At 69.0% G+C, this 24,988-nt stretch carries 22 protein-coding genes and 1 tRNA gene; 15 read left to right on the top strand and 8 right to left on the bottom strand.

The window, feature by feature from the left end; translation table 11 throughout:
* The first annotated feature begins 7 nt into the window (after window positions 1–7).
* Window positions 8–1,624 carry a dipeptide ABC transporter ATP-binding protein gene (locus VFW69_RS00810; RefSeq protein ID WP_526497158.1) on the top strand — a complete coding sequence of 539 codons (1,617 nt, stop codon included), beginning with the start codon at window positions 8–10 and terminating at the stop codon, window positions 1,622–1,624.
* A 4-nt stretch (window positions 1,625–1,628) separates the two neighbouring features.
* The gene (locus tag VFW69_RS00805) at window positions 1,629–2,387 is read left to right on the top strand and encodes an oxidoreductase (protein WP_526497156.1); all 759 of its coding nucleotides are present in this window, start codon (window positions 1,629–1,631) and stop codon (window positions 2,385–2,387) included.
* Window positions 2,388–2,847: 460 nt separating this feature from the next.
* On the opposite strand, the gene VFW69_RS00800 is transcribed toward VFW69_RS00805, so the two are convergent.
* The gene (locus tag VFW69_RS00800; RefSeq protein WP_526497154.1) at window positions 2,848–3,705 is read right to left on the bottom strand and encodes an HAD-IB family hydrolase; all 858 of its coding nucleotides are present in this window, start codon (window positions 3,703–3,705) and stop codon (window positions 2,848–2,850) included.
* Between the two features lie 479 nt (window positions 3,706–4,184).
* Between VFW69_RS00800 and ssd the strand changes: the two genes are divergently transcribed.
* Genes ssd through VFW69_RS00765 form a run of 7 tightly spaced genes read left to right on the top strand, consistent with a single transcriptional unit; the run spans window position 4,185 to window position 8,732 of the window.
* Window positions 4,185–5,258, top strand: a complete 1,074-nt coding sequence (ssd, locus tag VFW69_RS00795) for a septum site-determining protein Ssd (RefSeq protein WP_526497180.1) — start codon at window positions 4,185–4,187, stop codon at window positions 5,256–5,258.
* Window positions 5,255–6,418, top strand: a complete 1,164-nt coding sequence (locus tag VFW69_RS00790) for a TadA family conjugal transfer-associated ATPase (RefSeq protein ID WP_526497152.1) — start codon at window positions 5,255–5,257, stop codon at window positions 6,416–6,418. The genes ssd and VFW69_RS00790 overlap by 4 nt, the downstream gene beginning before the upstream one ends.
* Window positions 6,415–7,212: a type II secretion system F family protein gene (locus tag VFW69_RS00785; protein WP_526497150.1), complete on the top strand. Its 798-nt coding sequence runs from the start codon at window positions 6,415–6,417 to the stop codon at window positions 7,210–7,212. The genes VFW69_RS00790 and VFW69_RS00785 overlap by 4 nt, the downstream gene beginning before the upstream one ends.
* Window positions 7,213–7,259: 47 nt before the next feature.
* Window positions 7,260–7,853 carry a type II secretion system F family protein gene (locus VFW69_RS00780; protein WP_526497178.1) on the top strand — a complete coding sequence of 198 codons (594 nt, stop codon included), beginning with the start codon at window positions 7,260–7,262 and terminating at the stop codon, window positions 7,851–7,853.
* An 18-nt stretch (window positions 7,854–7,871) separates the two neighbouring features.
* A complete protein-coding gene (locus VFW69_RS00775; RefSeq protein WP_526497148.1) occupies window positions 7,872–8,072 on the top strand; it encodes a DUF4244 domain-containing protein in 201 nt (66 codons plus the stop codon).
* Window positions 8,073–8,107: 35 nt separating this feature from the next.
* Window positions 8,108–8,398 (top strand): TadE family type IV pilus minor pilin, encoded by a 291-nt coding sequence (locus VFW69_RS00770; protein ID WP_526497176.1) that lies wholly within the window; start codon window positions 8,108–8,110, stop codon window positions 8,396–8,398.
* A 31-nt stretch (window positions 8,399–8,429) separates the two neighbouring features.
* A complete protein-coding gene (locus VFW69_RS00765) occupies window positions 8,430–8,732 on the top strand; it encodes an Rv3654c family TadE-like protein (protein ID WP_526497174.1) in 303 nt (100 codons plus the stop codon).
* On the opposite strand, the gene VFW69_RS00760 is transcribed toward VFW69_RS00765, so the two are convergent.
* Both VFW69_RS00760 and sftH read right to left on the bottom strand, forming a co-directional pair.
* On the bottom strand, window positions 8,729–9,763 hold the full coding sequence (locus VFW69_RS00760; RefSeq protein ID WP_526497146.1) for a PAS domain-containing protein: 1,035 nt from the start codon (window positions 9,761–9,763) through the stop codon (window positions 8,729–8,731). The two genes, VFW69_RS00765 and VFW69_RS00760, sit on opposite strands and share 4 nt — an antisense overlap.
* Window positions 9,764–10,008: 245 nt before the next feature.
* Window positions 10,009–12,390, bottom strand: a complete 2,382-nt coding sequence (gene sftH, locus VFW69_RS00755; protein ID WP_526497144.1) for a DNA 3'-5' helicase SftH — start codon at window positions 12,388–12,390, stop codon at window positions 10,009–10,011.
* Between the two features lie 296 nt (window positions 12,391–12,686).
* On the opposite strand from sftH, the gene cspA reads away from it, so the two are divergent.
* The 3 genes from cspA (at window position 12,687) to topA (ending at window position 16,682) form a co-directional block, all read left to right on the top strand.
* A complete protein-coding gene (gene cspA, locus VFW69_RS00750) occupies window positions 12,687–12,890 on the top strand; it encodes a cold shock protein CspA (protein ID WP_007166602.1) in 204 nt (67 codons plus the stop codon).
* A 166-nt stretch (window positions 12,891–13,056) separates the two neighbouring features.
* Window positions 13,057–13,656: a hypothetical protein gene (locus VFW69_RS00745; RefSeq protein WP_526497138.1), complete on the top strand. Its 600-nt coding sequence runs from the start codon at window positions 13,057–13,059 to the stop codon at window positions 13,654–13,656.
* 212 nt (window positions 13,657–13,868) lie between these two features.
* The gene (gene topA / locus VFW69_RS00740; RefSeq protein WP_526497136.1) at window positions 13,869–16,682 is read left to right on the top strand and encodes a type I DNA topoisomerase; all 2,814 of its coding nucleotides are present in this window, start codon (window positions 13,869–13,871) and stop codon (window positions 16,680–16,682) included.
* A 6-nt stretch (window positions 16,683–16,688) separates the two neighbouring features.
* Here topA and VFW69_RS00735 read toward each other — a convergent pair whose 3' ends face one another.
* Complete coding sequence (locus VFW69_RS00735) at window positions 16,689–18,317, bottom strand: adenylate/guanylate cyclase domain-containing protein (RefSeq protein ID WP_526497134.1); 1,629 nt, start codon at window positions 18,315–18,317, stop codon at window positions 16,689–16,691.
* A 153-nt stretch (window positions 18,318–18,470) separates the two neighbouring features.
* Between VFW69_RS00735 and VFW69_RS00730 the strand changes: the two genes are divergently transcribed.
* Window positions 18,471–19,694: a DNA polymerase III subunit delta' gene (locus VFW69_RS00730; RefSeq protein ID WP_526497132.1), complete on the top strand. Its 1,224-nt coding sequence runs from the start codon at window positions 18,471–18,473 to the stop codon at window positions 19,692–19,694.
* A 54-nt stretch (window positions 19,695–19,748) separates the two neighbouring features.
* Window positions 19,749–19,824: transfer RNA gene (locus VFW69_RS00725), tRNA-Thr, on the top strand.
* 4 nt (window positions 19,825–19,828) lie between these two features.
* Here VFW69_RS00725 and VFW69_RS00720 read toward each other — a convergent pair.
* On the bottom strand, window positions 19,829–21,646 hold the full coding sequence (locus VFW69_RS00720) for a hypothetical protein (protein WP_526497130.1): 1,818 nt from the start codon (window positions 21,644–21,646) through the stop codon (window positions 19,829–19,831).
* Here VFW69_RS00720 and VFW69_RS00715 point away from each other — a divergent pair.
* Window positions 21,612–22,556 (top strand): NAD-dependent epimerase/dehydratase family protein, encoded by a 945-nt coding sequence (locus VFW69_RS00715; RefSeq protein WP_526497128.1) that lies wholly within the window; start codon window positions 21,612–21,614, stop codon window positions 22,554–22,556. The two genes, VFW69_RS00720 and VFW69_RS00715, sit on opposite strands and share 35 nt — an antisense overlap.
* Here the strand turns inward: VFW69_RS00715 and VFW69_RS00710 are convergent.
* Genes VFW69_RS00710 through VFW69_RS00700 form a run of 3 tightly spaced genes read right to left on the bottom strand, consistent with a single transcriptional unit; the run spans window position 22,553 to window position 24,907 of the window.
* On the bottom strand, window positions 22,553–22,894 hold the full coding sequence (locus VFW69_RS00710; protein WP_526497126.1) for a DUF2304 domain-containing protein: 342 nt from the start codon (window positions 22,892–22,894) through the stop codon (window positions 22,553–22,555). The two genes, VFW69_RS00715 and VFW69_RS00710, sit on opposite strands and share 4 nt — an antisense overlap.
* A 13-nt stretch (window positions 22,895–22,907) precedes the next feature.
* Window positions 22,908–23,603 carry a polyprenyl-phospho-N-acetylgalactosaminyl synthase PpgS gene (gene ppgS, locus VFW69_RS00705; protein ID WP_526497124.1) on the bottom strand — a complete coding sequence of 232 codons (696 nt, stop codon included), beginning with the start codon at window positions 23,601–23,603 and terminating at the stop codon, window positions 22,908–22,910.
* Between the two features lie 35 nt (window positions 23,604–23,638).
* A complete protein-coding gene (locus VFW69_RS00700) occupies window positions 23,639–24,907 on the bottom strand; it encodes a hypothetical protein (protein WP_526497122.1) in 1,269 nt (422 codons plus the stop codon).
* Window positions 24,908–24,988 lie beyond the last annotated feature (81 nt).

Here is a 24,988-nt window from a genome sequence, read left to right as displayed (position 1 = left end):
GGCGCCCATGACCACCGGTGAGCCACTGTTGACGGTTGAGGGCCTGGAAGTCAGGTTCGGCGACCACACCCCCGCGGTGGCCGGAGTGGATCTGAGCGTCCTGCGCGGCGAGACCGTCGCCGTGGTCGGCGAGTCGGGATCCGGGAAGTCCACCACTGCTGCCGCGATCCTCGGGCTGCTGCCCCCGGGAGGTCGAATCACTGCTGGCCGCATCACTTTTGACGGCCTCGACATCACCTCCGCCGATCGCCGGCTGCTGCGGTCGATCCGAGGGCGTCGCATCGGTTATGTGCCTCAAGACCCGATGACCAACCTCAACCCCGTCTGGAAGGTCGGCTTTCAGATCTCAGAAGCGTTGCGTGCCAACACCGATGGCCGCCGCGACAGGCGCCGGGCGGTGGAGCTGCTCGCCCAGGCCGGCATGCCGGATCCGGTGAAGCAGGCAGTCAAGTATCCGCACCAATTGTCTGGGGGCATGTGCCAGCGCGCGCTGATCGCCATCGGGCTGGCGGGCCGCCCGCAGCTGCTGATCGCCGACGAACCGACGTCGGCCCTCGATGTCACGGTGCAGCGGCAGGTGCTCGACCACCTCTCGCACCTCACCGACGAACTGGGCACCGCGCTGTTGCTGATCACTCACGATCTGGCGCTGGCCGCCGAACGGGCGGAGCGGGTCGTAGTCGTCCACCGCGGCGTCGTGGTGGAATCCGGTGCCGCACCGACCATTCTGCGAGACCCACAGCATGAGTACACCCAGCGGTTGGTGGCCGCGGCTCCGTCACTGGCGCGCAGGAGTCGGCCGGCGGCCACCCGGACCGACGACCTCCTCGTCGCGTCGGATCTCACCAAGGTCTACCGGGATTCGCACGGCGCACCGTGGCGGCGTGGCGAGTTTCGCGCCGTCGACTCGGTGTCGTTCCGGCTGCAGCGGGCCCGCACCCTGGCCATTGTCGGTGAATCCGGCTCCGGAAAGTCGACGGTGGCCCGCATGGCGCTGGGTCTGCTCCAACCCACCTCAGGCACAGTCGTTTTCGATGGCACGCGGATCTCCGACGTGATGGGCCGGGACGCGATGCTGGCTTTTCGCAGGCGCGTACAGCCGGTGTTCCAAAACCCCTACAGCAGCCTGGATCCGATGTACTCGGTGTTTCGCGCCATCGAGGAACCGCTGCGCATTCATCGAGTCGGAGACCGCAGGGACCGCGAAAAAGCCGTGCGCGAGCTCGTCGACCAGGTGGCGCTGCCGTCGTCGGTGCTGAGCAGGTTGCCACGCGAGCTGTCGGGCGGCCAACGCCAGCGGGTCGCGATCGCGCGGGCGCTGGCATTGCGTCCCGAGGTGCTGGTCTGCGACGAGGCGGTGTCGGCGCTCGACGTCTTGGTGCAGGCGCAAATACTCGACCTGCTGGCCGAGCTGCAGGCCGAACTCGGCTTGGCCTACCTGTTCATCAGCCACGACCTGGCGGTGATAGGGCAGATCGCCGACGACGTGCTGGTGATGCGGGCGGGCCGCGTGGTGGAACACGCGCCCACCGAGCGCCTGTTCACCGACCCCGAGCACGAATACACCCGGCAGTTGCTGGACGCCATCCCGCATGCACCGGAACCCGACGGGGATAGGTTGTGAACTTGTGACAGCTGACCCGCTGGCCCCCCTGATGGAACTGCCCGGCGTCGCCGAGGCCAGCGACCGTGCCCGCGACGCGTTGGGGCGTGCCCACCGCCACCGCGCCAACCTGCGAGGGTGGCCGGTGACCGCCGCCGAGGCGGCGCTGCGGGCGGCGCGCGCGTCGTCGGTGCTGGATGGTGGCCCCGTTCGGCTGGAGGATCTCGCCGATGCCGGGCAGATCAGTGATCCGGTGTTCGCGGGCGCGCTTCGGGTGGCCCAGGCGCTCGAGGGCGGTGAGGGCCCCGTCGTGGCCATCTGGCGACGCGCACCGCTGCAGGCGCTGGCCCGTCTGCATGTGCTGGCGGCGGCGGAACAGGTCGACGACGAGCGGTTGGGCCGCCCGCGTGCCGATGCCGGCGTGGGGCCGCGACTGGAGTTGTTGGCGGACTTGGTGAACGGACGCACCCGGGTGCCGGCGCCGGTGCTCGCCGCGGTCACCCACGGCGAACTGCTGACGCTCAAGCCATTCGGCAGCTCTGACGGTGTGGTGGCTCGCGCGGTGGCGAGATTGGTGACCATCGCCAGCGGCCTGGACCCACACGGGCTGGGTGTGCCGGAGGTCAGTTGGATGCGCCAACCCGCCGCGTATCGCGACGCCGCGCAGAAATTCGCCGCAGGCACGCCGGAGGGTGTGGGAGCCTGGCTGGTGCTGTGTTGCCGTGCGATGAAAGCCGGTGCGCAAGAAGCTGTGTCGATCGCCGACTCGATGTCGAGCCGATAGCTGAAGCGGTGGCCGACGCCCGGGAAGACGTCCCCGGAAACACGGCCGCAAAATGCAGAGCGGGCGACGTTCCGAATGATCGGTCCGCCGCCCGCTAGCACGGGACTCGGTTACCAAGCGTGCATCTCGGGGCTGCGTGGGTTGGCCTCGGCGATCTCACGACGCTTATGGTTGCAACCCCACCCAAAGGGCCGTCGACACCTTCCGCATTTCGCAATTTCGCAGGCCCGCAACGCTTCTGCCATTTTCGCGGCTATGACTCCGCGTGGGTGCCGAGCACCGTGCTGGGCGCCCGGGTCGGGAGAACGAACCTTCTCTTCCGGATCGATCTAGGCCTCACCGGGCTTCCGTGGTTCCTTTGTACTACTAGACCTCTAGCACAGCAAGGCCCAATTGCGAATAGCGCCGAATCCGTTTTGGATTGCGCGTTTAACGAGTTTGCTGTTGCGTGCCGCCGGGTTCAGAACGCGTAGCGGCGCAACAACGAATACGTGACCGCACCGGCGGCCAGCGCGCTGATGCCCACCGCGGCCGTCGTGGCGATCGCGGCTCCGGATGGCGCCGGGATGCGGTCGCGCAAGGACACCGGCCGGGAGAACGAAATGACGGGCCACCCGCGTTCCACGGCTTCCCTGCGCAGGCCGCGGTCGGGATTCACGACGCTGGGGTGGCCGACGGACTCGAGCATCGGGAGATCGGTGATCGAGTCCGAGTAGGCGTAGCAGTGTTCCAGCGGGTAGCCCTCGCGCGCGGCCAGCTCGCGGATCGCTTGCACCTTGCCCTCGCCGTAGCAGTAGAACGCGATCTCGCCGGTGTACCGACCGTCCTCGACGACCATCCGGGTTGCCATCGCGTGGGTGGCGCCCAGGGCCCGTGCGATCGGGGCGACGATTTCTTCCCCGGAAGCCGACACCACCACGACGTCACGCCCGCACAACTTGTGGGCCGCGATCAGGTCGGCGGCTTCGGCGAACACCAGCGGAGTCACGATCTCGTGCAGCGTCTCGTTGACGATCGACTTGACCTGTTCGACGTCCCAGCCGGTGCACATGTTGGTCATGTGGGCGCGCATCCGATCCATTTGGTCATGATCGGCACCGGAGAGCAGATAGATGAACTGGGCGTAGCTCGACTTGAGCACGGCGCGGCGGTTGAGCAGGCCCTGGTTGAAAAACGGTTTGCTGAACGCCAGGGTGCTGGACTTGGCGATGATCGTCTTGTCCAGGTCGAAGAAGGCCGCCGTGCAGGCGTGGGGGGCGGGGGTTGCCGTTGATTGCTCCGAGGCCGACTGCTCCGCGGTGGGGTCGAAGACGGTCACCGCCCCAGCATAGGTCGGCCGTCCCGCGAGGCGACGACCCCGCACCCGAAATGGCCGCTCAGGGTTCGGGGGGCCTGCGGAGCAGTGTTTACGCGGCTCAAGCTGTCTTTTCAGTAAATGAGCTCTTGCGTTACTACGGCTTGTCATGTGTATAGTAAGCATTACTCGGCCTGAGCCGAGGGTGTATCAGCCCGACCCCCCGGGGCTGATGCACGACGACCCTCGCCTCCTCCCCCCCTGGCGGGGGTCGTCCCATTTCTACGGTCAGCTGTTCTCGCTGCACGCCCCCAAGCCCGGCGCTCGGTGCGTTGCGGGAAAGTGTGCCCGTCGTCGCTGGCGGCGGCCCCTCGCTACGTGTTTGTGCACACTCGCGTCTCTATCCACAAATCCGCATTTGGGACTGTTGTGCCAAGGCCACGGCACCGCACAGTGGTCGGGTGACTAGCAGCTCCGGAGTCGACGCGGCGGGTTCGGCGGGTGTGTTGGCGGTTTTGGCGGAGCCCGACATGCGCGCCGAGCTGGACCGGGCGGCGGCCGCCGCCGGCGTCCGAGTGGTGCACACCAGTGACGTGTCTCCGGTCAGCCGCAAGAGTTGGGCGGCGGCCGCGGCAGTCGTGCTGGACGCGCGGTCGGCGGCGCGCTGCGGGCGATGGGCACTGCCGCGCCGTGATCAGGTGACCGTCCTGACGGTGGCCGAACCGGAGACGACGACGTGGGCGGCCGCCGTCGGGGTCGGCGCCGAGCACGTGTTGCGGCTGCCCGAGCAAGAAGCGGAGTTGGTCCGCGCGCTCGCCGAAGCCGCCGAATCGTCGCGCGACGACGGGTCGCGCGGCCACGCGGTCGCAGTCATCGGGGGCTGCGGCGGAGCGGGCGCCTCCCTGCTTGCGGTCGCCTTGGCTCAGGCCGCCGCGGACGCGCTGTTGGTGGACCTCGACCCGTGGGGTGGCGGCCTCGACTTGTTGCTGGGCGGCGAAACCGCGCCGGGGTTGCGCTGGCCGGATCTGGCGTTGCAGGGCGGGCGGCTCAACTGGTCGGCCGTCCGCGATGCGCTGCCACGGCACCGCGGAGTCAGCGTGCTGTCCGGCACGCGGCACGGTTACGAGTTGGACGCCGGGCCGGTGCACGCCGTCGTCGACGCCGGCCGGCGCGGCGCGGTCAGCGTCATCTGCGACCTTCCCCGTCGTCTCACCGACGCGACCCAAGCCGCGCTGAACGCGGCCGACCTGGTGGTCGTCGTCAGCCGCTGTGACGTGCGGGCATGCGCGGCGACCGGCGCGCTGGCTCCGGTCCTGGCGTCCATGAATCCCAATGTCGGTCTGGTGGTGCGCGGCCCGTCGCCCGCAGGATTGCGGTCGGCCGAGATCGCCGAGATCGCGGGCCTGCCGTTGCTGGCGGCGGTCAAAGCGCAGCCGCAACTCGCCGGGCAGGTCGACCGCGGCGCCCTGCGGCTAGGGCGACGCTCGGCGCTCGCGGTGGCGGCGCGCCAAGTGCTCGGCGTGCTCCCGCCCGCCGGTGCGCGGCGGCGGGCGGGACAGAACGGCAAGGCGGCGTGAGCGGTTCGCTGATCGAACGTGTCCGCGAGCGACTGGCCGGCGAGGCCGGACCGTTGGGGCCGGCCGTGGTGGCCGCCGCGATCCGCGCCGAGTCCGGTGGGATGCTCGGCGACACCGAGGTGCTGGCCAACCTCCGGGTACTGCAGACCGAGCTCACCGGTGCCGGCATCCTCGATCCGCTGCTCTGCTCGGACGGGACCACCGATGTCCTGGTCACCGCACCCGACGCCGTGTGGGTCGACGACGGCACCGGCCTGCGGCGCACCGAGATTCGTTTTTCGGACGAAGCGGCGGTGCGACGGCTGGCGCAGCGGTTGGCGCTGGCCGCCGGCCGCCGCCTTGACGACGCGCAGCCCTGGGTGGACGGCGAGCTGACCGGCATCGGCGCCGGCGGGTTCGCGGTGCGGCTGCACGCGGTGTTGCCGCCGGTGGCGGCCGCGGGCACCTGCATTTCGCTGCGTGTCCTGCGGCCCGCCAGTCAGGAGTTGGCGGCCCTGATTGCCGCCGGCGCGATCGAGCCCGCGGCCGCCGCATTGGTCACCGACATCATCGACGCGCGGCTGGCGTTCTTGGTCAGCGGAGGCACCGGGGCCGGCAAGACGACACTGCTCGCCGCGATGCTGGGCGCCGTGCCGCCGACGGAACGGATCGTCTGCGTCGAGGATGCCGCGGAGCTGGCGCCGCGGCACCCGCATCTGGTGAAGCTGGTTGCCCGGTGCGCCAACATCGAAGGCGTCGGCGAGGTTCCGGTACGCCAGCTGGTCCGGCAGGCGCTGCGGATGCGGCCCGACCGCATCGTGGTCGGCGAGGTCAGGGGCGCCGAAGTGGTGGACCTGCTGGCTGCGCTGAACACCGGCCACGACGGCGGCGCAGGCACCGTGCACGCCAACAACCCCGGAGAAGTTCCCGCCCGCCTCGAGGCATTGGGTGCGCTCGGCGGCCTCGATCGTGCCGCATTGCACAGCCAACTCGCCGCCGCCGTGCAGGTGCTGCTGCATGTCGAGCGCGACCGCGCCGGCCGGCGGCGCCTCAGCGAAGTCGCTGCGCTGCAACATGATCAAGGCCAGGTACGCGCGGTCACCGTGTGGCATGCGGATCGGGGCATGACGGATGCCGCCCCGTACCTGCAGCGCCTGCTGCGCAGCCGGATACCGGCGTGAACGGCCCACTGGCCGGCGCGCTGCTGGTGTCGCTCGCGCTCATCGTCGTTCGGCCCTCCCCGCGACGACGACTGTCGCCGTCACGACACCGGCGGCTCCCGACGGTCGGGCTTCGTGGGGCGTGCTGCGCCGCCGCGGGTATCGGCTGCACCGCCGTCATCGCGCTACCGCTGACGACCGTCCTGTGCGTCGCGGTCGTGGGCGCGACCGCGGGACTGCGGTATCGGCGACGACGGCGCCTCCGGCGCGCCACGGCTGAGGGTCACGCGCTTCAATCCGCGCTCGAGGTGCTAGTCGGTGAATTACGGGCCGGCTCGCATCCGGTGCGCGCTTTCTGCGTCGCCGCCGACGACACCGCCGGCACGGTTGCGGTATCGCTGCGTTCGGTGGCGGCGCGGGCCCGGCTGGGGGCCGACGTCGCGGCCGGACTGGCCGCCGCGGCCCGCTGCTCGGCGCTGCCCATGCATTGGGAGCGGCTCGCGCTGTGCTGGCGGCTGGCCAGCGACAACGGGCTGGGGATAGCCACCCTGATGCGCGCCGCCCAGCGCGATATCGCTGAGCGGCAACGGTTCTCGGCCCGCGTGTCCTCGAGCATGGCCGGTGCGCGGGCAACCGCGGCGATACTGGCCGCGCTGCCGGTGCTCGGCGTGCTGCTGGGGCAACTGATCGGGGCCCGGCCACTGGGCTTCTTGCTGGGCGGGCACGCGGGCGGGTGGCTGCTGGTCGTCGGGTCGGCGCTGGCCTGTGTCGGTCTGCTGTGGGCGGATCGCATTGCCGATGGGGTGGCGTCGTGAACCGCGCCGGCGACGATGTCGAGCGAAGCGATGAGGAGGAGCGGCGGATGAACCTCGCGGCGGTGCTGCTGGCCGCGGCGCTGTGGATCGGTCCTGGTCCCTCGCTGGTGCGCGGCCGCGCCGCGATACCGGTGCGTGGCGGTCGACCGCTGCGGGGCTCAACACCGGCGCACGGCCCGGATCCGCTGGCGGTCGCCTCCTGTCTGGACGTGCTCGCCGCGTGCCTGGGGGCGGGCATGGCCGTGTCGACGGCCGCGGCGGCCGCCGCCCCGTCCGCGCCGCCGAATCTGGCCAGGGTGCTGCGCCGTGCCGCCGACCTGCTCTCGCTTGGCGCCGATCCCGCTGTCGCATGGTCCATTCCGTCCAGCCAGCAGAACTCGACGGACCCGCAGATCGATGCGCTGCTGCGGTTGGCCCGGCGTTCGGCGTCCTCGGGGGCCGCGCTGGCCGGCGGCGTCACCGAGTTGGCCGAGGAGTCTCGCCACGACGCCGCACACTCGGCGAACGCCGCCGCCGAGCGGGCAGGCGTACTGATCGCCGGACCGTTGGGTCTGTGCTTCCTGCCGGCGTTCGTCTGTGTCGGCATCGTCCCGGTGGTGGCCGGCTTGGCCGGTGAGGTCCTGCAGTCGGGCCTGCTGTGAAACGAAAGGAAGACATTGATGATCAACATGATTCGCGAACTCGCTGCACGTGCCGTCGTCCTGGCGGCCGACGAGTCAGGCATGTCGACGGTCGAGTACGCCATCGGCACCATCGCGGCGGCCGCCTTCGGTGCGGTGCTCTACACGGTCGTCACCGGCGATTCGATCGTCTCGGCGCTGACGAACATCATCGGTCGTGCGCTCAACACCAAGGTGTAGCCGGCAGTGCGGGTGCCAGCACCGTCGAGGCGGCGCTGGGCATCGCCGCGCTCGTGGTGGTGCTGGTGCTGTGCCTGGCCGGTGTCACCGCGGTGTCGATGCAGGTGCGCTGCGTCGACGCGGCACGCGAAGCCGCCCGGCTGGCGGCCCGCGGCGACCAACGCTCAGCCGTGGCCGCCGCGCGCCGGCTCGCGCCCGGTGGTGCTCGAGTCGACCTGCGGCGCGACGGCGATTTTCTGGTGGCCACCGTCGTCGCGCATTCAAAGTTATTGCCCACCATTGACATTGCGGCCAACGCGGTCTCGGCGGCCGAGCCGTCGCGGTGAGCGGGGCTCGGCCACCCTGGTCGCGGCCTGGATGATCGTGGTGCTGCTGACGGCGACCGGCGCCGGCGCGTACCTGGGCTCGGCGGTAGTGGCACGGCACCGCGCCCAGACGGTGGCCGACCTGGCCGCTTTGGCGGCCGCGGCGCGGTTGAGCTCCGGAGCGGATACGGCCTGCGCCCGTGCTGCGCGCCTGGCCCGCCAGATGCGGGTCGACGACATCCGCTGTGCGGTCGACGGTCTCGATGTCGTTGTCACGGCGCAAGTGCCGGTCGCCTTCGGCGGCGCGGCGAGGGCGGCGGCGCGGGCGGGGCCGACGACCGCGGAATCCGACTAGGGGGCGGCGTCGGGGGTAGGCGACAATCCCGCGGTGGCCAGCTCGTCGTCGGTGGGCAGCCGCAGGGACACCAGTCCGGCGTATGCATCGGGTTCCAGTTCCACCCGGTTGACGGTGACGTGCACCGGCACCCAATCACCGTCGTGCCCGGGCAACCGCAACACCCGGCTGGCACCCCCGCTGAATTCCCTTGTCATGCTGGCCATCAAGTCGTGGTCGTCGGGGTGGACCCTGGGCTTGCCCGTCTCACTGCTGCGCCAGTCGTAGAAGGGGCAGGGCTCGTCGAGCCATTTCAGCAAGACCCAGGTGTTGAGGTCGATCAGTGCGCGGTGCACCCCGGCCTGGGCCAGGCCGCTGAGGATTCGTTGCGCGAGAACGTCGGTCGAAACCTCCGGGCCCTTCAGTTCGGACTGCCAGTTCATCGCCCGCGCCACCAAGTGCTCCCGGCCGTCGGGTCCCGGTTCCAAAATCGTGCGTGCGACGAAGCCTATCCGAATCGACTCGCCCCGCCAGTCGGTGAGATCCCAAGTGCTGCACAGTGTTTGGTCGGGTTTGGCCTTGACCGCCATGGCCAGCACCTTGGTTTCGTTCGGATTGAGTTCACGCGACGGAAGGTCCTCGGCGAAAGCCCTGCCGAACGTGACTTCGACCTCGGGATTCTTCCCGCTGTTGACCAGTGATTCGCGGGTGTCGGTGGCCACGCCGAGGGTCAGGTCCCACTTCAGCGGCCCCGGGATCGGCCGTTCGGGCGGCTCGACGTCGGCGGGGCCGGTCCAGACATGCACGCCATGGATGAAGCCGTCGGACATCACCACCGGCTCGGTGCGAATGATGCGGTCCCGCTTGGACGTGATGCTGGTCAGGGCCTGACTGGTCTGCACCGATTCGGCGATCGCCGTGCGAACCGCGGCAAGATAGGGGCTGCGGCGCAGGAATGTGGTGATCGGGACGAGATTTTTGAGTTGGCGGCCCTGCGCCACAACGGTGGGATCACCCCCGAGTGTCTCCACGAGCAACCAGTCGTGGGCCATGCGGGCGATTTTACCGGTGAGCGCACCGGTCTAGAGGAGTGCTGGCGGTTTCGCCGGCGCCGAAGGCCCTAGACGCCGACACTGGTCGGCCGACGTGAGCAGTGCTTGCGATGCCGTCGCGGCCTTGGTAGCTTTTCCTGCTGCGCACGCATCGTCGGGATTGCGGGCGCGCACACCTAATCGTTCTCATCAGTGCGACAGCACGCCGCCATTGAGCAGCAGGAAATGCGTTCTTGGCGTGGGCGTCACAAGACAAATCCAGTGGGTCGACCGTCGAGGGGTCGGTCGTCATCCGCGGGTTTGCTGCCCCGTGGACCCTGCGCTAACTCTGCGAGGACCAGCTTCAGCACCAGCACCGCGCCGGTCTTATCAAGCGGGTCGTTGCCGTTGCCGCACTTGGGTGACTGCACGCACGACGGGCACCCCCGGGGGCACTCGCATGCTTCGATGGCGGCTGCTGTCGCACCCAGCCAGGTGCGGGCCTGGCGAAAGCCGCGTTCGGCGAATCCCGCGCCGCCCGGATAGCCGTCGTAGACGAAGACGCTGGGCAAACCAAGGGGATCGGGCCCGACGGCGGTCGACAGACCGCCGATGTCCCCACGATCGCAACTGGCCACCAGCGGCAGCAGTCCGATTGCCGCATGCTCGGCGGCGTGCAACGCTCCGGGGATCCGCGTCTCCTCAATCCCATTGCGCTGCAGCATATCTCCGGTGATGGTGTACATCACCGCCATGGTGGACAAGGTGTGTTCCGGCATGTCCAATTCGATGAAATCGATCACCTCGCCGGAGAGCCTGCGACGCAGATAACCCACCACCTGATGGGTGACCTTGACGGGCACCAGACCCAGCGTGACCGGCCCGAACGTCAAGCGCTCGCCCGGACCGGTGACGGCTATATCGGTGATCTCGCGCGCGAACGTCGCGTAACCGGGATCCTCGGCGTGCACGAACGCGATGCCTTCCTCGGTGTCCAGGGAGTCCACCACATAGCTGTCACCTTGATGCAGATACACCGCGCCGGGGTGGACGGTGGCCGGCGCCTGCCCGGCGCCGGCGCTGCCCAGCAGCCTTCCGGTATCGGCCTCGACGATGACGATCTGGCCGCCCGCTGAGCCTCGGATGTCCACGGCGGCATGCGGTTCCAGGCCGGGCACCGGAAAATACTTGCCGCTGCGCCGTCGTAGGAGCCCGTCATCGACTAGGCCGTCGGCCACCTCGGTGGCGCCGAAAATGCGTACCTCCGCTTCGTCCAGCGGTAGTTCGGTTGCCGCGCACAGCAGCTGCGGACCCAGGATGTAGGGGTTGGCCGGGTCGATCACCACCCGCTCGACCGGCTTGTCCAGCAGTGCGGCCGGGTTGTGCACCAAATAGGTATCTAGCGGATCGTCCCGGGCGATCAGCACCACCAACGCGCCCTGCCCGCGCCGCCCGGACCGGCCGGCCTGCTGCCAGAACGAGGCGACCGTGCCGGGGAAACCGGCGAGAACCACCGCGTCCAGTCCGGCTATATCCACGCCCAGCTCCAGCGCGTTAGTGGTGGCCAGGCCCCGCAACCGACCCTCGGCCAGCGCGCGCTCCAGCGCGGTGCGGTCCTCGGCGAGGTAACCGGCCCGGTACGACGCCACGGTTGGGGACAGCTCCGGAGCGATGTCATCCAATCTCGCCTGGGCCCCCAGCGCGGTCAATTCCGCGGCGCGGCGCGATCGCACGAACGTGAGCGTCTGAGCGCCCTCGGCGATCAAGTGGGCCATAACCCGCGCGGCCTCGGCACCGGCGGAACGGCGCACCGGTGCGCCGTTCTCACCGGTCAGGTCGGCGCGCAGCGCGGGCTCCCACAACGCCACCGTCCGGGCGCCCTGGGGTGAACCGTCCTCGGTGACTTCCTCGACCGGCAGCCCGATGAGCTCGGCGGCCGTCGCACCCGGTGAATCCGTTGTCGCGCTGGCGAAGATCACTGTCGGCGAGGACGAATAGCGGGCGCACAACCGCAGCAGGCGGCGCAGCACCATCGCCACGTTGGAGCCGAAAACTCCGCGGTAGTAATGGCATTCGTCGACAATCACGAATCGCAGACCGCGCAACAGGATGGCCCAGCGGGCGTGGTTGCGCAAGATCGACAAATGGACCATGTCGGGGTTGGAGAACAACCACCGCGAACGTTCCCGCGCGAAGCGCCGGACGTCGCCTGCGCTGTCGCCGTCGTAGGCGGTGGGCGCGACGTCATGCAGCCGCGGAATGGCCGCGGTGAGCGCGTGCGCGGCCCGCAATTGGTCATGACCCAACGCTTTGGTCGGCGACAGGTAGAGCACCCGGGCGCGCGGATCGGTCGCCAACGCATTGAGGACCGGAAGCTGATAGGCCAGGGACTTGCCCGACGCGGTACCGGTGCTGAGCACCACGTGACGGCCCGCGTACGCCAGGTCCGCGGCCGCGAACTGATGCGACCAGGGTGATGTGATCCCGCGCTCGGCGAACGCGCTGACCACGTCGGACTCGGCCCAGGCCGGCCAATCGTGCGGCAGGCCGCTGCGCGGTGGCAGTTCGGTGACATGGCGCAGCGGATGCTCGTCTGACGCGGTTCCGGCGAGTGCTGCGGCAAGCAGGTCACTGCCGAAACTCGCCATCTCACTCCTTCGGTGAATCCATTGTGAAATCGGCCTTGCAATCAGCCTCGCAATCGGCCTTCGAATCGGCGGGAGACACAAGTCTGTCGCCAACGCGATGAACATGGTTGACTAATTGCGGTCGCAGCTTCTGTGTTCGTGTCAAACTTTCGCAGGATCGACGTTGCGGCCGCGGTTCCTGCGAGGTTAATAGGTCGGGTGAAGTTCCGGCGACTCAGCGAGGTATGGCGGTCGTACCAGGCCCGGGGCATCGAAAGGCGATGCCCCGCACCCAGAAGAAAAGGAAAGATCGAGAGATGCCACAGGGAACTGTGAAGTGGTTCAACGCGGAGAAGGGCTTCGGGTTCATTGCCCCCGAAGACGGTTCCGCTGATGTGTTTGTCCACTACACGGAGATCCAGGGTTCGGGCTTCCGCACCCTCGAAGAAAACCAGAAGGTCGAGTTCGAGATCGGCCACAGCCCTAAGGGCCCCCAGGCCACCGGAGTCCGCTCCGTCTAAGACAGAGCAGACCTGAACGGATACCCCCCGTGCAGACCCGCCCAGCGGGTCCAGCCGGGGGGTTTCCTCTTTTACTGCCGCGACCAGGACCGCATCACTGCTGACCCCCGACGCCGCGCCGGTTGCCTCAAGACGCGGACGGGCCCCCTGGCCTACTGTCGGTGGCGTGAGCCAGCTTTCCTTCTTTACAGCGGAGTCGGTGCCGCCCGCGGTCGCCGATCTTTCCGGGGTGCTGGCGGCGTCCGGACAGATCGTCACCGTGGGTGTCACCGGTGAGAATCCCGTCGCGGGTGCCCGGCTGTCGGTGGTCGTGGATCAGTCCTGGCGGGCCTCGGCGCTGGCCGAGATGATCCGGGAGGCCGGCCTGGTGGCCGAGATCAGCCGAACCGACGAGGACACTCCGTTGGTGCGCACGGCGGTGAACCCCTCATTGAGCACGCTGGCCACCGAATGGACGCGCGGTGCGGTCAAGACGGTGCCGCCGCGCTGGCTGCCCGGGCCGCGCGAGCTGCGGGCGTGGACGCTGGCGGCCGGAAACCCCGAGGGCGAGCATTACCTGCTGGCATTGGATCCCCACGCGCCGGACACGCACTCGCCGCTGGCGTCGGCTTTGATGCGCGTCGGGATCGCGCCCACCCTGATCGGCACCCGCGGCGGTCGGCCGGCGCTGCGGATCAGCGGGCGCCGCAGGCTATCGCGCCTGGTAGAGAATGTGGGGGAGCCGCCCGACGGCGCCGAGGCGTTATCGCGGTGGCCGCGAGTCTAGCCAGGAGATAACGCCCGAAATCGCGTCGGCTTTCCGTCGTTTTCACGAATGTCAGTTTGCGCAGGCCCGCCCAAGGGTGCGAAATTGTCAGATGCCGCAGGGCGAAGGAACGGTCGCGTACCTGAATTTCACCGGAATTTTCGATGCCGACCTGTCATTCTTCCTGCAGTGGTCTCGCGGGGGGACCAATCAGGGATGGAGCGTAAGGGCAGTTGGCTGACCCGAAACTGAAGGACACCGGCAGCGGCCGGCGGCGGCTCGTCATTGTCGAGTCGCCCACCAAGGCGCGCAAATTGGCCAGCTACCTGGGCTCCAGGTACATCGTTGAATCGTCGCGCGGCCACATCCGCGACCTCCCCCGGGCCGCCGCGGACGTGCCGGCGAAATTCAAGTCGGAGCCGTGGGCCCGCCTCGGGGTCAACGTCGACGCGGACTTCGAACCGCTGTACATCATCAGCCCGGAGAAGAAGAGCACGGTCACCGAGCTCAAGGGCCTGCTCAAGGACGTCGACGAGCTCTATCTGGCCACGGATGGTGACCGCGAGGGCGAAGCCATCGCCTGGCACCTGCTGGAAACCCTCAAGCCGAACATTCCGGTGAAGCGGATGGTGTTCCACGAGATCACCGAGCCGGCGATCCTCGAGGCCGCCGAAAATCCGCGAGACCTGGACATCGACCTGGTCGACGCGCAGGAAACCCGGCGCATCCTGGACCGCCTGTACGGCTACGAGGTCAGCCCCGTGCTGTGGAAGAAGGTCGCGCCCAAGCTGTCGGCGGGCCGGGTCCAGTCGGTGGCCACCCGGATCATCGTGCAGCGCGAACGCGACCGCATGGCGTTTCGCAGCGCGTCCTACTGGGACATCGTGGCCCAGCTCGATGCGAGCGTGTCCGACCCGCAGGCGTCGCCGCCCACCTTCACCGCCCGCCTGACCGGTGTCGACGGCCTGCGCGTGGCCGCCGGCCGCGACTTCGACTCGCTGGGGCAGCTGCGCAAGGCCAACGAGGTGACCATTCTCGACGAGGCGAGCGCGACGCAGCTGGCCGCTGGACTGCGCGGCGCGCAGCTCAACGTCGCGTCGGTGGAGGAAAAGCCCTACACCCGGCGCCCCTACGCGCCGTTCATGACCTCGACGCTGCAGCAGGAAGCCGGCCGCAAGTTGCGGTTCTCCTCCGAGCGCACGATGAGCATCGCCCAGCGGCTCTACGAGAACGGCTACATCACCTATATGCGTACCGACTCCACGACGCTGTCGGAGTCGGCGATCAACGCCGCGCGCACCCAGGCCCGCCAGCTCTACGGCGCCGAATACGTGTCCCCGTCGCCGCGCCAGTACACGCGCAAGGTCAAGAACGCCCAGGAGGCCCACGAGGCGATCCGCCCCGCGGGTGAGACGTTCGCGACTCCGGACGCGGTGCGCCGCGAACTCGACGGCGACGAATTCCGCATCTACGAGCTGATCTGGCAACGCACGGTGGCCTCGCAGATGGCCGACGCGCGCGGCACCACACTGAGCCTGCGGATCAACGGCCAATCACGGGGGGCGCAGACCGTAAGAGAGGTGGTGTTCTCGGCCAGCGGTCGCACCATCACCTTCGCGGGCTTTTTGAAGGCTTACGTGGAGACGGTGGACGAATTGGCCGGCGGCGAGGCCGACGACGCCGAGAGCCGGCTGCCGCAGTTGACCCAGGGCCAGCGGCTGGACGCCATCGAACTCACCCCCGACGGCCACGCCACCAACCCCCCGGCGCGCTACACCGAGGCGTCACTGGTCAAGGCTCTCGAGGAGCTGGGCATCGGCCGCCCGTCGACGTACTCGTCGATCATCAAGACCATCCAGGACCGCGGCTACGTGCACAAGAAGGGCAGCGCGCTGGTGCCCTCATGGGTGGCGTTCGCCGTAACCGGTTTGCTGGAACAGCATTTCGGCCGCCTGGTCGACTACGACTTCACCGCCGCGATGGAAGACGAGCTCGACGCGATCGCCTCGGGACAGGAACGACGCACCGACTGGCTCAACAACTTCTACTTCGGCGGCGAGCACGGGGTGGCCGACTCGGTGGCCCGCTCCGGCGGCCTGAAGAAACTCGTCGGCGTCAACCTGGAAGGCATCGACGCTCGAGAAGTCAACTCCATCAGGCTCTTTGACGACGAGCAGGCCCGGCCGGTGTATGTACGGGTGGGCAAGAACGGGCCGTATCTGGAACGCATGGTGACCGGCGACGACGGCGAGCCCAAGCCGCAGCGGGCCAACCTCAACGACTCGCTGACCCCCGATGAGCTGACGCTGGAGGTGGCCGAGCAACTGTTCGCCACGCCGCAAGAGGGTCGCGTGCTCGGGGTCGACCCGGCAACCGGTCACGAGATCGTTGCCAAGGACGGGCGATACGGGCCATACGTTTCCGAGGTCCTGCCCGAGCCGCCGCCCGACGACGACGACGGCAGCGCCGCGCCCGCGAAGAAGGGCAAGAAGCCCACCGGTCCCAAGCCTCGCACCGGTTCGCTGCTGCGCACCATGGACTTGCAGACGGTCACGCTCGAGGATGCGCTGCGGCTTCTTTCGCTGCCCCGGGTGGTCGGCGTCGATCCCGCCTCCGGCGAGGAGATCACCGCGCAGAACGGCCGCTACGGCCCATACTTGAAGCGCGGCACGGATTCTCGCTCGCTGGCGACCGAGGAGCAGATGTTCGACATCACCCTCCAGGAAGCGCTGAAGATCTACGCCGAACCCAAACGCCGTGGTAGGCAAGGCGCCGCCACGCCGCCGTTGCGTGAGCTGGGCGCCGATCCGGCGACGGGCAAGCCGATGGTGATCAAAGACGGCCGGTTCGGGCCGTACGTCACCGACGGTGAGACGAACGCCAGCCTGCGTAAGGGCGACGACGTCGCCTCGATCACCGACGAGCGCGCCGCGGAACTGCTGGCCGATCGCCGGGCGCGTGGTCCGGCGAAGCGTCCCGCCAAGAAGACCAGCCGCAAGGCGCCGGCCAAGAAGGGCGCGGCCAAAAAGGCCGCCAAGCGCAGTTAGTCCGGCTCAGTAGCCCGGGCCGATGGTCTCACCGGACATCTCTTCGGCCCGAACCTGCCTGGGCGCGGAGTCGGCAGTTTCGGCCAAGTGCACGGGGCGCGCCAGCTGGGTGGGGGCCCGGCGGCCGCGCAGCTCGACGACCTCGCCGACATCCCAGCACAGGGCTTCGGCGTCCAGCGCCCCGCTGACCGCGATCGCCGACGCGAGCACGTGCCCGGGCTCCAGCTTGGCCAGCTCGGTCAGCCGGGCGGCCTCGTTGACCGGGTCGCCGATCACCGTGTATTCGAAGCGGGCCTGCGCGCCGATGTGACCGGCGATGGCCCGCCCGGATGACACTCCGATGCCGAATTCCGCCGAACCGATCACCGGCAGCAGGGCGTCGTGCAATTCCCGGGCCGCGGCCAGCGCTCCACCGGGTGAGTCGGGGTGTTCGATCGGAGCGCCGAAGATGGCCAGCGCGGCGTCACCCTGGAACTTGTTGACGAAACCACCATGCTTACCAACGGTTTCCACGACCACCCGGAAGAACTCGTTGAGCAAGTGGACGACCTCGGCGGGCGGGCGCGTCGCTGCCAGCTGGGTGGAGCCGACCAGGTCCACGAACAGCACCGCGACATCGCGCTCCTGGCCGCCCAGCTCGGTGCCGCGCTCCAGCGCCCGCCGGGCCACGTCCTCACCGACGTAGCGGCCGAACAGGTCGCGCAGTCGCTGCCGCTCGGACAGGTCGCGCACCATGTCGTTGAAGCCCGCCTGCAGCAAGCCCAGCTCGCTGGCGTCGTAGATCTGCATGTGCGCGTTGTAGTTTCCGCGCTGCACCTCCGAGAGCGCCCAACGCAGCTGGCGCAGCGGGTCGGCGATCGACATGGCCACCAGCAGCGTGCTGACCAACCCGATGCCCAGCGCAGCTACCGCCAGCAACAGGATCGGGGTGAACAACTTCTCCGGCGTGGCGTGCAGCAGCGAGACCTTATCGGCAACCACCGCCAGCACGATCGCCAGCACCGGCACGGCGGTAGACAGCATCCAGGTCAGGATCTGACGCAGGATGACGCCGGGCGCCTTGACGTTTTCGGGTACCCCGCTGCGCAGGGCGGCCACCGCCACCGGCCGCAGCACCCGCTCGGACTGCAGGTAGCCGATGATCGAGGTGGCCGCGGCGCCGAGCCCGGTGGCCACTGCCACCACGGGCGCGGCGAATCGGGCGACCGACCAGCTGGCGATGATGAACACCACGCTGCCGATGGCCCAGGCCACGATGCTGATAAGGGTGCGGTAGAACGGCATTCGCAGCGCTCGGCTGCGGGCCACTTCGGTGGCGGCGGGGTCCGCCTCGGCCAGCATGTTGTCGCGGCGCTGCCACCGGAATACCGGCATCAGCAGCCGCAGGGTCAGGGCCAAACCGGTGAGGAAGACGACGACCAGCGCGGCGGCGAAAATCGCTACGTTCAAGACCGGGAGATCCTGTAACTGGATGCGATCCTCGGGCGGCAGCGCGTAGCGCAGGAAGCCGAGCACGAACAGGGCGCCGATGATGTCGGCCTGCAGCATGCTGAGCGAGAACAGCGGCCACGGCGTACGCATCACCCAGCGGACGAACGCGCTGATCCGCCCCGGTAGTGCCGCCGCCGTTGTCACCAACCCACCGTATCGGTCACCGGTGACCCTTCGGAAACTTAATTCCGATCTCGGCAGGTCGCCCGGGCGCCGCGTGAAGGCCGAAGATAACGGAATGGTCGCGGTACGGTGGCCGTTCGGTATCTGTCGTCAGCGCCATTACTGTTACCGGTGATGTCCGGGGTGTTCACGCGGCTGGTAGGCCAGGATGCGGTGACGGCCGAGTTGCTGGCCGCCGCCCACGCCGCTCGTGGTGACTCAGCCCACAGCGCGACGGGCGCCGGGACTATGACACATGCGTGGCTGATTACCGGTCCGCCGGGTTCTGGGCGCTCGGTGGCGGCGTTGTGCTTCGCGGCCGCGCTGCAGTGCACCTCCGACGGGGAGCCGGGCTGCGGGCATTGCCACGCGTGCACGACGACCATGGCCGGCACCCACGCCGACGTGCGGCGGGTGATTCCCGAAGGTCTGTCCATCGGGGTCGACGAGATGCGTTCGATCGTGCAGATCGCGTCGCGGCGCCCGGCCACCGGACACTGGCAGATCGTGGTGATCGAGGATGCCGATCGGCTGACCGAAGGCGCCGCCAACGCCCTGCTGAAGGTCGTTGAGGAACCGCCGCCGTCGACGGTGTTCCTGCTCTGCGCGCCGTCGGTGGATCCGGAGGACATCGCCATCACGTTGCGCTCCCGGTGCCGGCATGTGGCGCTGGTGACGCCGTCGACCGAGGCGATCGCGCACGTGCTGGTGGACAGCGACGGCCTGACGCCCGAAACCGCGGACTGGGCGGCGTCGGTCAGCGGCGGCCATGTGGGCCGGGCGCGCCGGCTGGCCACCGACCCCGAGGCCCGGCAGCGCCGGGAGCGGGCGCTGGGACTGGTGCGCGACGCCGCGACCCCGTCGCGGGCCTACGCCGCCGCCGAAGAGCTGGTGGCCGCGGCCGAAGCCGAGGCGGTGGTGCTGACCGCGGACCGCGCCGAGGCCGAGACCGAGGAGCTGCGCACGGCGCTTGGGGCCGGCGGCACCGGCAAGGGCACCGCGGGCGCGATGCGCGGCGCGGCCGGGGCGATGAAGGACCTTGAGCGACGGCAGAAGTCGCGTCAGACTCGGGCCTCGCGCGATGCCCTGGACCGCGCACTGATCGACCTCGCGACCTATTTCCGGGACGCGCTGATGACCTCCGCCAACGCCGGCGCGATGCGGGCCAACCATCCCGATATGGCCGAGCGGGTCGCGGCGCTGGCCGCCCACGCCCCGCCCGCGCGGCTGCTGCGCTGCATCGAAGCGGTGCTCGACTGCCGCGAGGCGCTGGCGATCAACGTGAAGCCCAAGTTCGCCGTCGATGCCATGGTCGCCACCATCGGCCAGGAACTGCGCAGCCAGGAACCGCGCGACTGATTTCGTGGTGTCCGTCCGCCTGCCGTAGACTCGTGCCGCCCGGCGTGCGGGTATGCCGCCTTAGCTCAGTCGGTAGAGCGATTCACTCGTAATGAATAGGTCGGGGGTTCGATTCCCCCAGGCGGCTCCAGGTTTCAAGCGGGCGCGACGAACCCCACCGGACCCGATGCGAGGCACAACGCCAGCGCGGTCGTGTTGGCGCGCACGGTGATCGCATCCCCGGCGCCCGGCAACCGGGCGAAGACCCGGTTGAGTCCGGGATGCACCGGCACCTTGACCTCGGGGCCGTGCGTCATCGACAACGTCATCGAGCCGTCACTGTTGGCCAGGTAGTTCAGTTCGACGGTCCAGTCGGCGGGTAGCAGCGGGCCGTCGAGGACCATGCGCGCCGGTTTGTCCGGTTGGGCGAAGTAGCCGCACTGCGGGATCGGCCCGGGCGCGATGGTCCGAACCCAGGTGACCCGCGCCTTGATCAGCCTGCCCGTGCTGTCGATCATGCGCAATTGAGTTGTCGCAGAAGCGAATTCAGGCCTATCCCGCAGCAGGGCGAAGACGTGGCTGGCCAGATTCTCCGGCGCGGCGACCCGTTGCAGCACCAACGGGTCGACCTCCTGATCGAGCAGCGGCGCGTCCGAGGACGCATGCGCGGCGGCCAGCGAAGCCCGGGCGTTCTGCAGGTAGGGCTGAGCGGGGTTGTCGCGCCAGCTGGTCAAGAACGTCGACGTCGAGTACAGGCTGCTGGCCGCGAACAACACCGTCAAAACCGCGGCCGTCGCGGTGCGTTTCGGCGAAGCGTCGAGCCAGCGCGGTCCGGCCTGCCGGTTGGGGGCGCTCAATGCCACCGCGGCCAACAGTGCCAGCACCACGACCAGATCCGGCAGGTAGCGCAGTGTCTGTGCGAGTTCCAGCGCGGTCTGCTTCGACGACCTCATCAGGTAGATCGGCACCTGGCAGGCCACGGCGTAGCCGACGGCGATCAGCCACACCGGCCCGATGCGTTCCTTGCGAACCAGCGACACCGCCAGGGTTCCGGTCAGCACCAGCCAGCCCAGCGCCATCACCGACGGCGGGGGCGTGGCCCAGGGCGAGGCCGGCGCCCACCGGTCCCAGTGCCACGGCCCGCCGGCCAGTCCCGGCACGATGCCGTGCGTGATCGAGCGCATCAGCAGCTGCCACGTCATCGACAGGTCGGAACTCCACCGCTGCTGATTGACCACGGCCAGATACAGCGCGATCCAGGCTGCGGTGAGGGCCAGGGCGGCGGTCCACAATCGCCGGCCGGCCAGCCATACCGTCGCCAGCGCCGACCTCAGGTTCCGATCACCGGTCACATGGCACAGCAGCACGGCGACCGCGAACGCGACGAACGGGATCACCGCGGCTTTCTCGAAGAACAGCAGCCCGCCGAAGTAGACCAGCACCCCGGTCACGGCGTAACGCTGTTTGCCGGTGCGCACCAGCAGAATGGCATCGGCGCACACCCAGGCCAGCGCGGCCAGCATCGGCAGCGAATTCAGCGCCGCCGCCCACCACGCGAATCCGGGCACGGCCAACGGCGTGAACAACGCGAACGTTAACGGGATCAGCAGCGCCGGCCGCCAGCCCAGGATGACGTGCAGCGCGCGCAACAACACCAGCGACGCCAGCAGTTGCAGCACCAGCAGGCTGACCGCCGGCCAGGTCCAGTTCAGCGGCGCCAGCCGGATGATGGTGCCCGCGACCAGAAATGCCGCGGGCATGACATGCCCGTCGTGGTCGTCGAACAGAAACGACGGCGCGAGCAGGTTGTGGGTGCCGGCCTTGCCGATGAGGATCAGGTCGTCCCAGTAGAAGTAGCCACCGAACGCCAGGACCGCGCGCACCGCCAGCTGCACCGCGATGAGCGCGGCGGCCGAGGCGGCTATGTATGGTGGGCCGGTGCGTGCACTGGTTACCGGGGCAGCCGGATTCATCGGCTCGACGCTAGTCGACCGCCTGTTAGCCGACGGTCACGCGGTAGTGGGGCTGGACAACTTCGCCTCCGGCCGCGCGACCAACCTCGAGCATCTGACCGACAATCCGGCATACGCCTTCGTCGAGGCGGACATCGTGACCGCCGACCTGGAGGCCATCCTCGACGAGCACCGCCCGGAGGTGGTGTTTCACCTGGCAGCCCAGATCGACGTGCGGCACTCGGTGGCCGACCCGCAATTCGACGCTTCGGTCAACGTGATCGGCACGGTGCGCCTGGCCGAGGCCGCGCGCCGGGCGCAGGTACGCAAGATCGTGCACACCTCGTCGGGCGGGTCCATCTACGGAACCCCACCGCGGTACCCCACTGCAGAGACCGTGCCGACCGATCCCGCGTCGCCGTATGCCGCGGGCAAGGTGGCGGGCGAGATCTACCTGAACACCTTCCGCCACCTGTACGGCCTGGACTGCTCGCACATTGCCCCGGCGAATGTCTATGGCCCCCGTCAGGATCCGCACGGTGAGGCCGGCGTGGTGGCGATCTTCGCCCAGGCGCTGCTCTCGGGTAAGCCCACCAAGGTTTTCGGCGACGGCAGCAACACCCGCGACTACGTTTTCGTCGACGACGTCGTGGACGCCTTCGTCAAGGCATCCGGGGACGCCGGCGGCGGGCAGCGCTTCAACGTCGGCACCGGCATCGAAACCTCGGACCGCCAACTGCATTCGGCGGTGGCGGCCGCTGTCGGGGGGGCAGACGATCCGGAGTTCGCGCCGCCGCGGCTTGGCGACCTCAAGCGGTCCTGTCTCGACATCGGTTCGGCCGCAGAGGTATTGGGCTGGAAGCCGAAGGTCGAGCTATCCGACGGGGTGGCCCGCACGGTGGAATTCTTCAGGCGGGCGCAGGCCGGCTAGCCCGCTTCGGGTGCCTGCGCGGAATCCATCGCCACCGCTCGGGCCAGCCGCGCGTAGCGCAGCTCGAGGTCCTTGAACCGCATGTAGGTGCTGAGCGTGGTGAAGCAGAACGCCATGACCAGCGCGTAGAGCATCAGGTCGGTGCCGCGGCGCACGCCGAACCATTGCGCCACCACCGTCGTGTCATCCGGCCGCAGCACCGCATAGATGCCGGCCAGCACGAACACCACGTAGCCCACCTTGACCCAGGCCCGGGAGCGCGCGTTGCGGCGCGAGCGCAGCAGATAGAACAGCAGCGCGACGATCGATCCGATCAGCAGCACCTGAATCCAGTTCATTTAGCAACTCTTTTCATCTCGGAAGCCTGCCTCGCAGGAACCCGTCGAAAATGATGTTGACGCCGTTGAGCAGGGGCTGCCCCTTCGACATCGAGTACGCGGTGTAGAGCACCTCGATCGGTTCTTCGGCGACGCGCCAATGGTTTTCGTCGATGAGCATGATGATTTCGTTGGCGTGGCTCATGCCGCTCATCGTGATGTCCAAGCCGTCGGCGACCTTCTTGTTGAACACCCGAAGCCCATTGTTGGTGTCGGTCAGGCCAAGTCGGCGGCCGCGCCGGCTCAACCGGGCGGCGGTCCGCAACACGATCCGTTTCACGAACGGCGGCCGGGCGCCGTGCTGCGCGCCGAACCGGGTGCCGATGACGACGTCGACGTCGCCGGCGCGCAACCGGTCGACCATCGTCGCCAGGTCCTTGACGCGGTGCTGGCCGTCGGCGTCGAAAGTGGCGAAAATCTGGGCCCCCGGCTGCTTGCGGGCGTACTCGACACCGGTCTGGATGGCGGCGCCCTGCCCGAGGTTGATCGGATGCCGCACCAGATGAGCGCCGGCCCGCCGGGCGATCTCACCGGTGCCGTCGGCGCTGCCGTCGTCCACGCACACGACATGGTCGAACACCGAGCGCACATCGGCTACCACCTCGCCGATGACAGCTGCTTCGTTGAAGGCGGGAATGACGACCCAGACGACATCTGTTTCAGTACCCATTTAAGCCCACAAGGTACACGCTGGTGCAGGTCATATCAGCCGGTAGAGCGCGCGGCGCGCGACAGAGCCACCAAATGAACGCCGATCCCCACCACCGGACCGCACAGCAACCCGACCACGGTTCGGGTCTGCAGGGACAGCGGCAGCAACAGCAGCAATCCCGACGCGACCGTGGCGCTCACCCAACCCAGCGAGTAGGCCCGGTGCAGCGCGGCGGCCACCGCCGCCGCTCCGGTCAGAGTGAGCATGGCGATCGCCACCGCGGCCGCGGTCAGCCACGCCAGCAGCGCACTGCTGGCGTGGTACTGCGGCCCGAAGGCGACCCGCAACAGCCACGGACCCACCACGCCCGCGGCCAGCACCCCGACCGCACCGATCGCCCCGACGATCGCCGCCGGCGCGAGCAGGGCACGAATCCGGTCGCTGCGCTCGTCGACGAAATGAGCAATCAGGTTGCCCTGCATGGCCGTTAGCGGCACCAGCAGTGGCGCCCGGGTGAGTGTGACGGCCAGGATGATCACCCCGCCCTGCGCGCCGAGCTCCGCGCTGGTCAGCTTCAGCAGCACCGGAAACCCCATCACCAGGATGGCGCTGGCGCCGGCCGCCGTGATCGAATGCGCCGCGCCCCTGAGAAAGGTCGCGGTGCCGCCGGGGGTCAACAGGCGGGCGGTGGCCCTGGTCGCAGGCGAAGCGATCAGCAGGATCAGCCAGGCGACCGCCCCCGCCACCGTCGCCCACAAGAAACCGACCAGACGCCACCCGAGCGCCACGGTTGCCGCGGCGACCATCACGCGGATGATGGCGTCGGTCACCATCAGCGCGCCGTAGCGGGTCCACTGGTTGGTGCCGGCCAGCATGCCCAGCAAGGTGGCGTGCACACAGAACCCGGCCAGCCCGACGGACAGCAGTGCCACCGACAGCAGCCGCGCCTCGACGAACACCCGTCCGCTCCACAGCGGCGAGCTGCCGGCGATCAGGACGGCCGCGGCCATCCCGACCAGCATGGCGACCCGCATCGGGTGGGTCCGGGGCTCGCCGGGCACCCGGATGGCGGCCAGGTCGCTGACATAGGGCGTCGAGCGGACTTCCCGGGTGGTTTCCTGCAGCAGGCCGTTGGCCGCACCCGTAACCAGTCCGAAGGCGCCCCAGAACACCCCGAAAATCGAAAAGCCGCTCGGCGCGAGGTCACGGGCGGCCAGGTAGATGACCGCGTAACCGCACAGGGCCGTCACGGCGGTGGCCGTACCGACCCGGGCCATGCTGCCGCGCGCCACCGGCCCCTGTGAGGCGCTGATTTCGGTCATCGGGGCGGCGGCGCTTTCGGCTGACTGCCCCGATGGTTCGCCACAGTTTGAAAATTCTATGCGGCCCGCAGCGATCGCCCA

The sequence above is a fragment of the Mycobacterium sp. genome (assembly GCF_036273375.1).
GTDB lineage: Bacteria > Actinomycetota > Actinomycetes > Mycobacteriales > Mycobacteriaceae > Mycobacterium.
The sequence above is the reverse complement of the archived record's forward strand: the minus strand, read 5'-3'. Positions and strand labels throughout refer to the sequence as shown.

Excerpts from the sequence above, each read along its gene's own strand:
- VFW69_RS00730 (WP_526497132.1), top strand. The coding sequence starts at position 18,471 with ATGTCCGGGGTGTTCACGCGGCTGGTAGGCCAGGATGCGGTGACGGCC.
- VFW69_RS00710 (WP_526497126.1), bottom strand. The coding sequence starts at position 22,894 with ATGAACTGGATTCAGGTGCTGCTGATCGGATCGATCGTCGCGCTGCTG.
- VFW69_RS00780 (WP_526497178.1), top strand. The coding sequence starts at position 7,260 with ATGAACCTCGCGGCGGTGCTGCTGGCCGCGGCGCTGTGGATCGGTCCT.
- cspA (WP_007166602.1), top strand. The coding sequence starts at position 12,687 with ATGCCACAGGGAACTGTGAAGTGGTTCAACGCGGAGAAGGGCTTCGGG.
- VFW69_RS00810 (WP_526497158.1), top strand. The coding sequence starts at position 8 with ATGACCACCGGTGAGCCACTGTTGACGGTTGAGGGCCTGGAAGTCAGG.
- sftH (WP_526497144.1), bottom strand. The coding sequence starts at position 12,390 with ATGGCGAGTTTCGGCAGTGACCTGCTTGCCGCAGCACTCGCCGGAACC.
- VFW69_RS00760 (WP_526497146.1), bottom strand. The coding sequence starts at position 9,763 with ATGGCCCACGACTGGTTGCTCGTGGAGACACTCGGGGGTGATCCCACC.
- VFW69_RS00700 (WP_526497122.1), bottom strand. The coding sequence starts at position 24,907 with ATGACCGAAATCAGCGCCTCACAGGGGCCGGTGGCGCGCGGCAGCATG.
- VFW69_RS00765 (WP_526497174.1), top strand. The coding sequence starts at position 8,430 with ATGATCGTGGTGCTGCTGACGGCGACCGGCGCCGGCGCGTACCTGGGC.
- VFW69_RS00720 (WP_526497130.1), bottom strand. The coding sequence starts at position 21,646 with ATGAATCCGGCTGCCCCGGTAACCAGTGCACGCACCGGCCCACCATAC.
- ppgS (WP_526497124.1), bottom strand. The coding sequence starts at position 23,603 with ATGGGTACTGAAACAGATGTCGTCTGGGTCGTCATTCCCGCCTTCAAC.
- VFW69_RS00775 (WP_526497148.1), top strand. The coding sequence starts at position 7,872 with ATGATCAACATGATTCGCGAACTCGCTGCACGTGCCGTCGTCCTGGCG.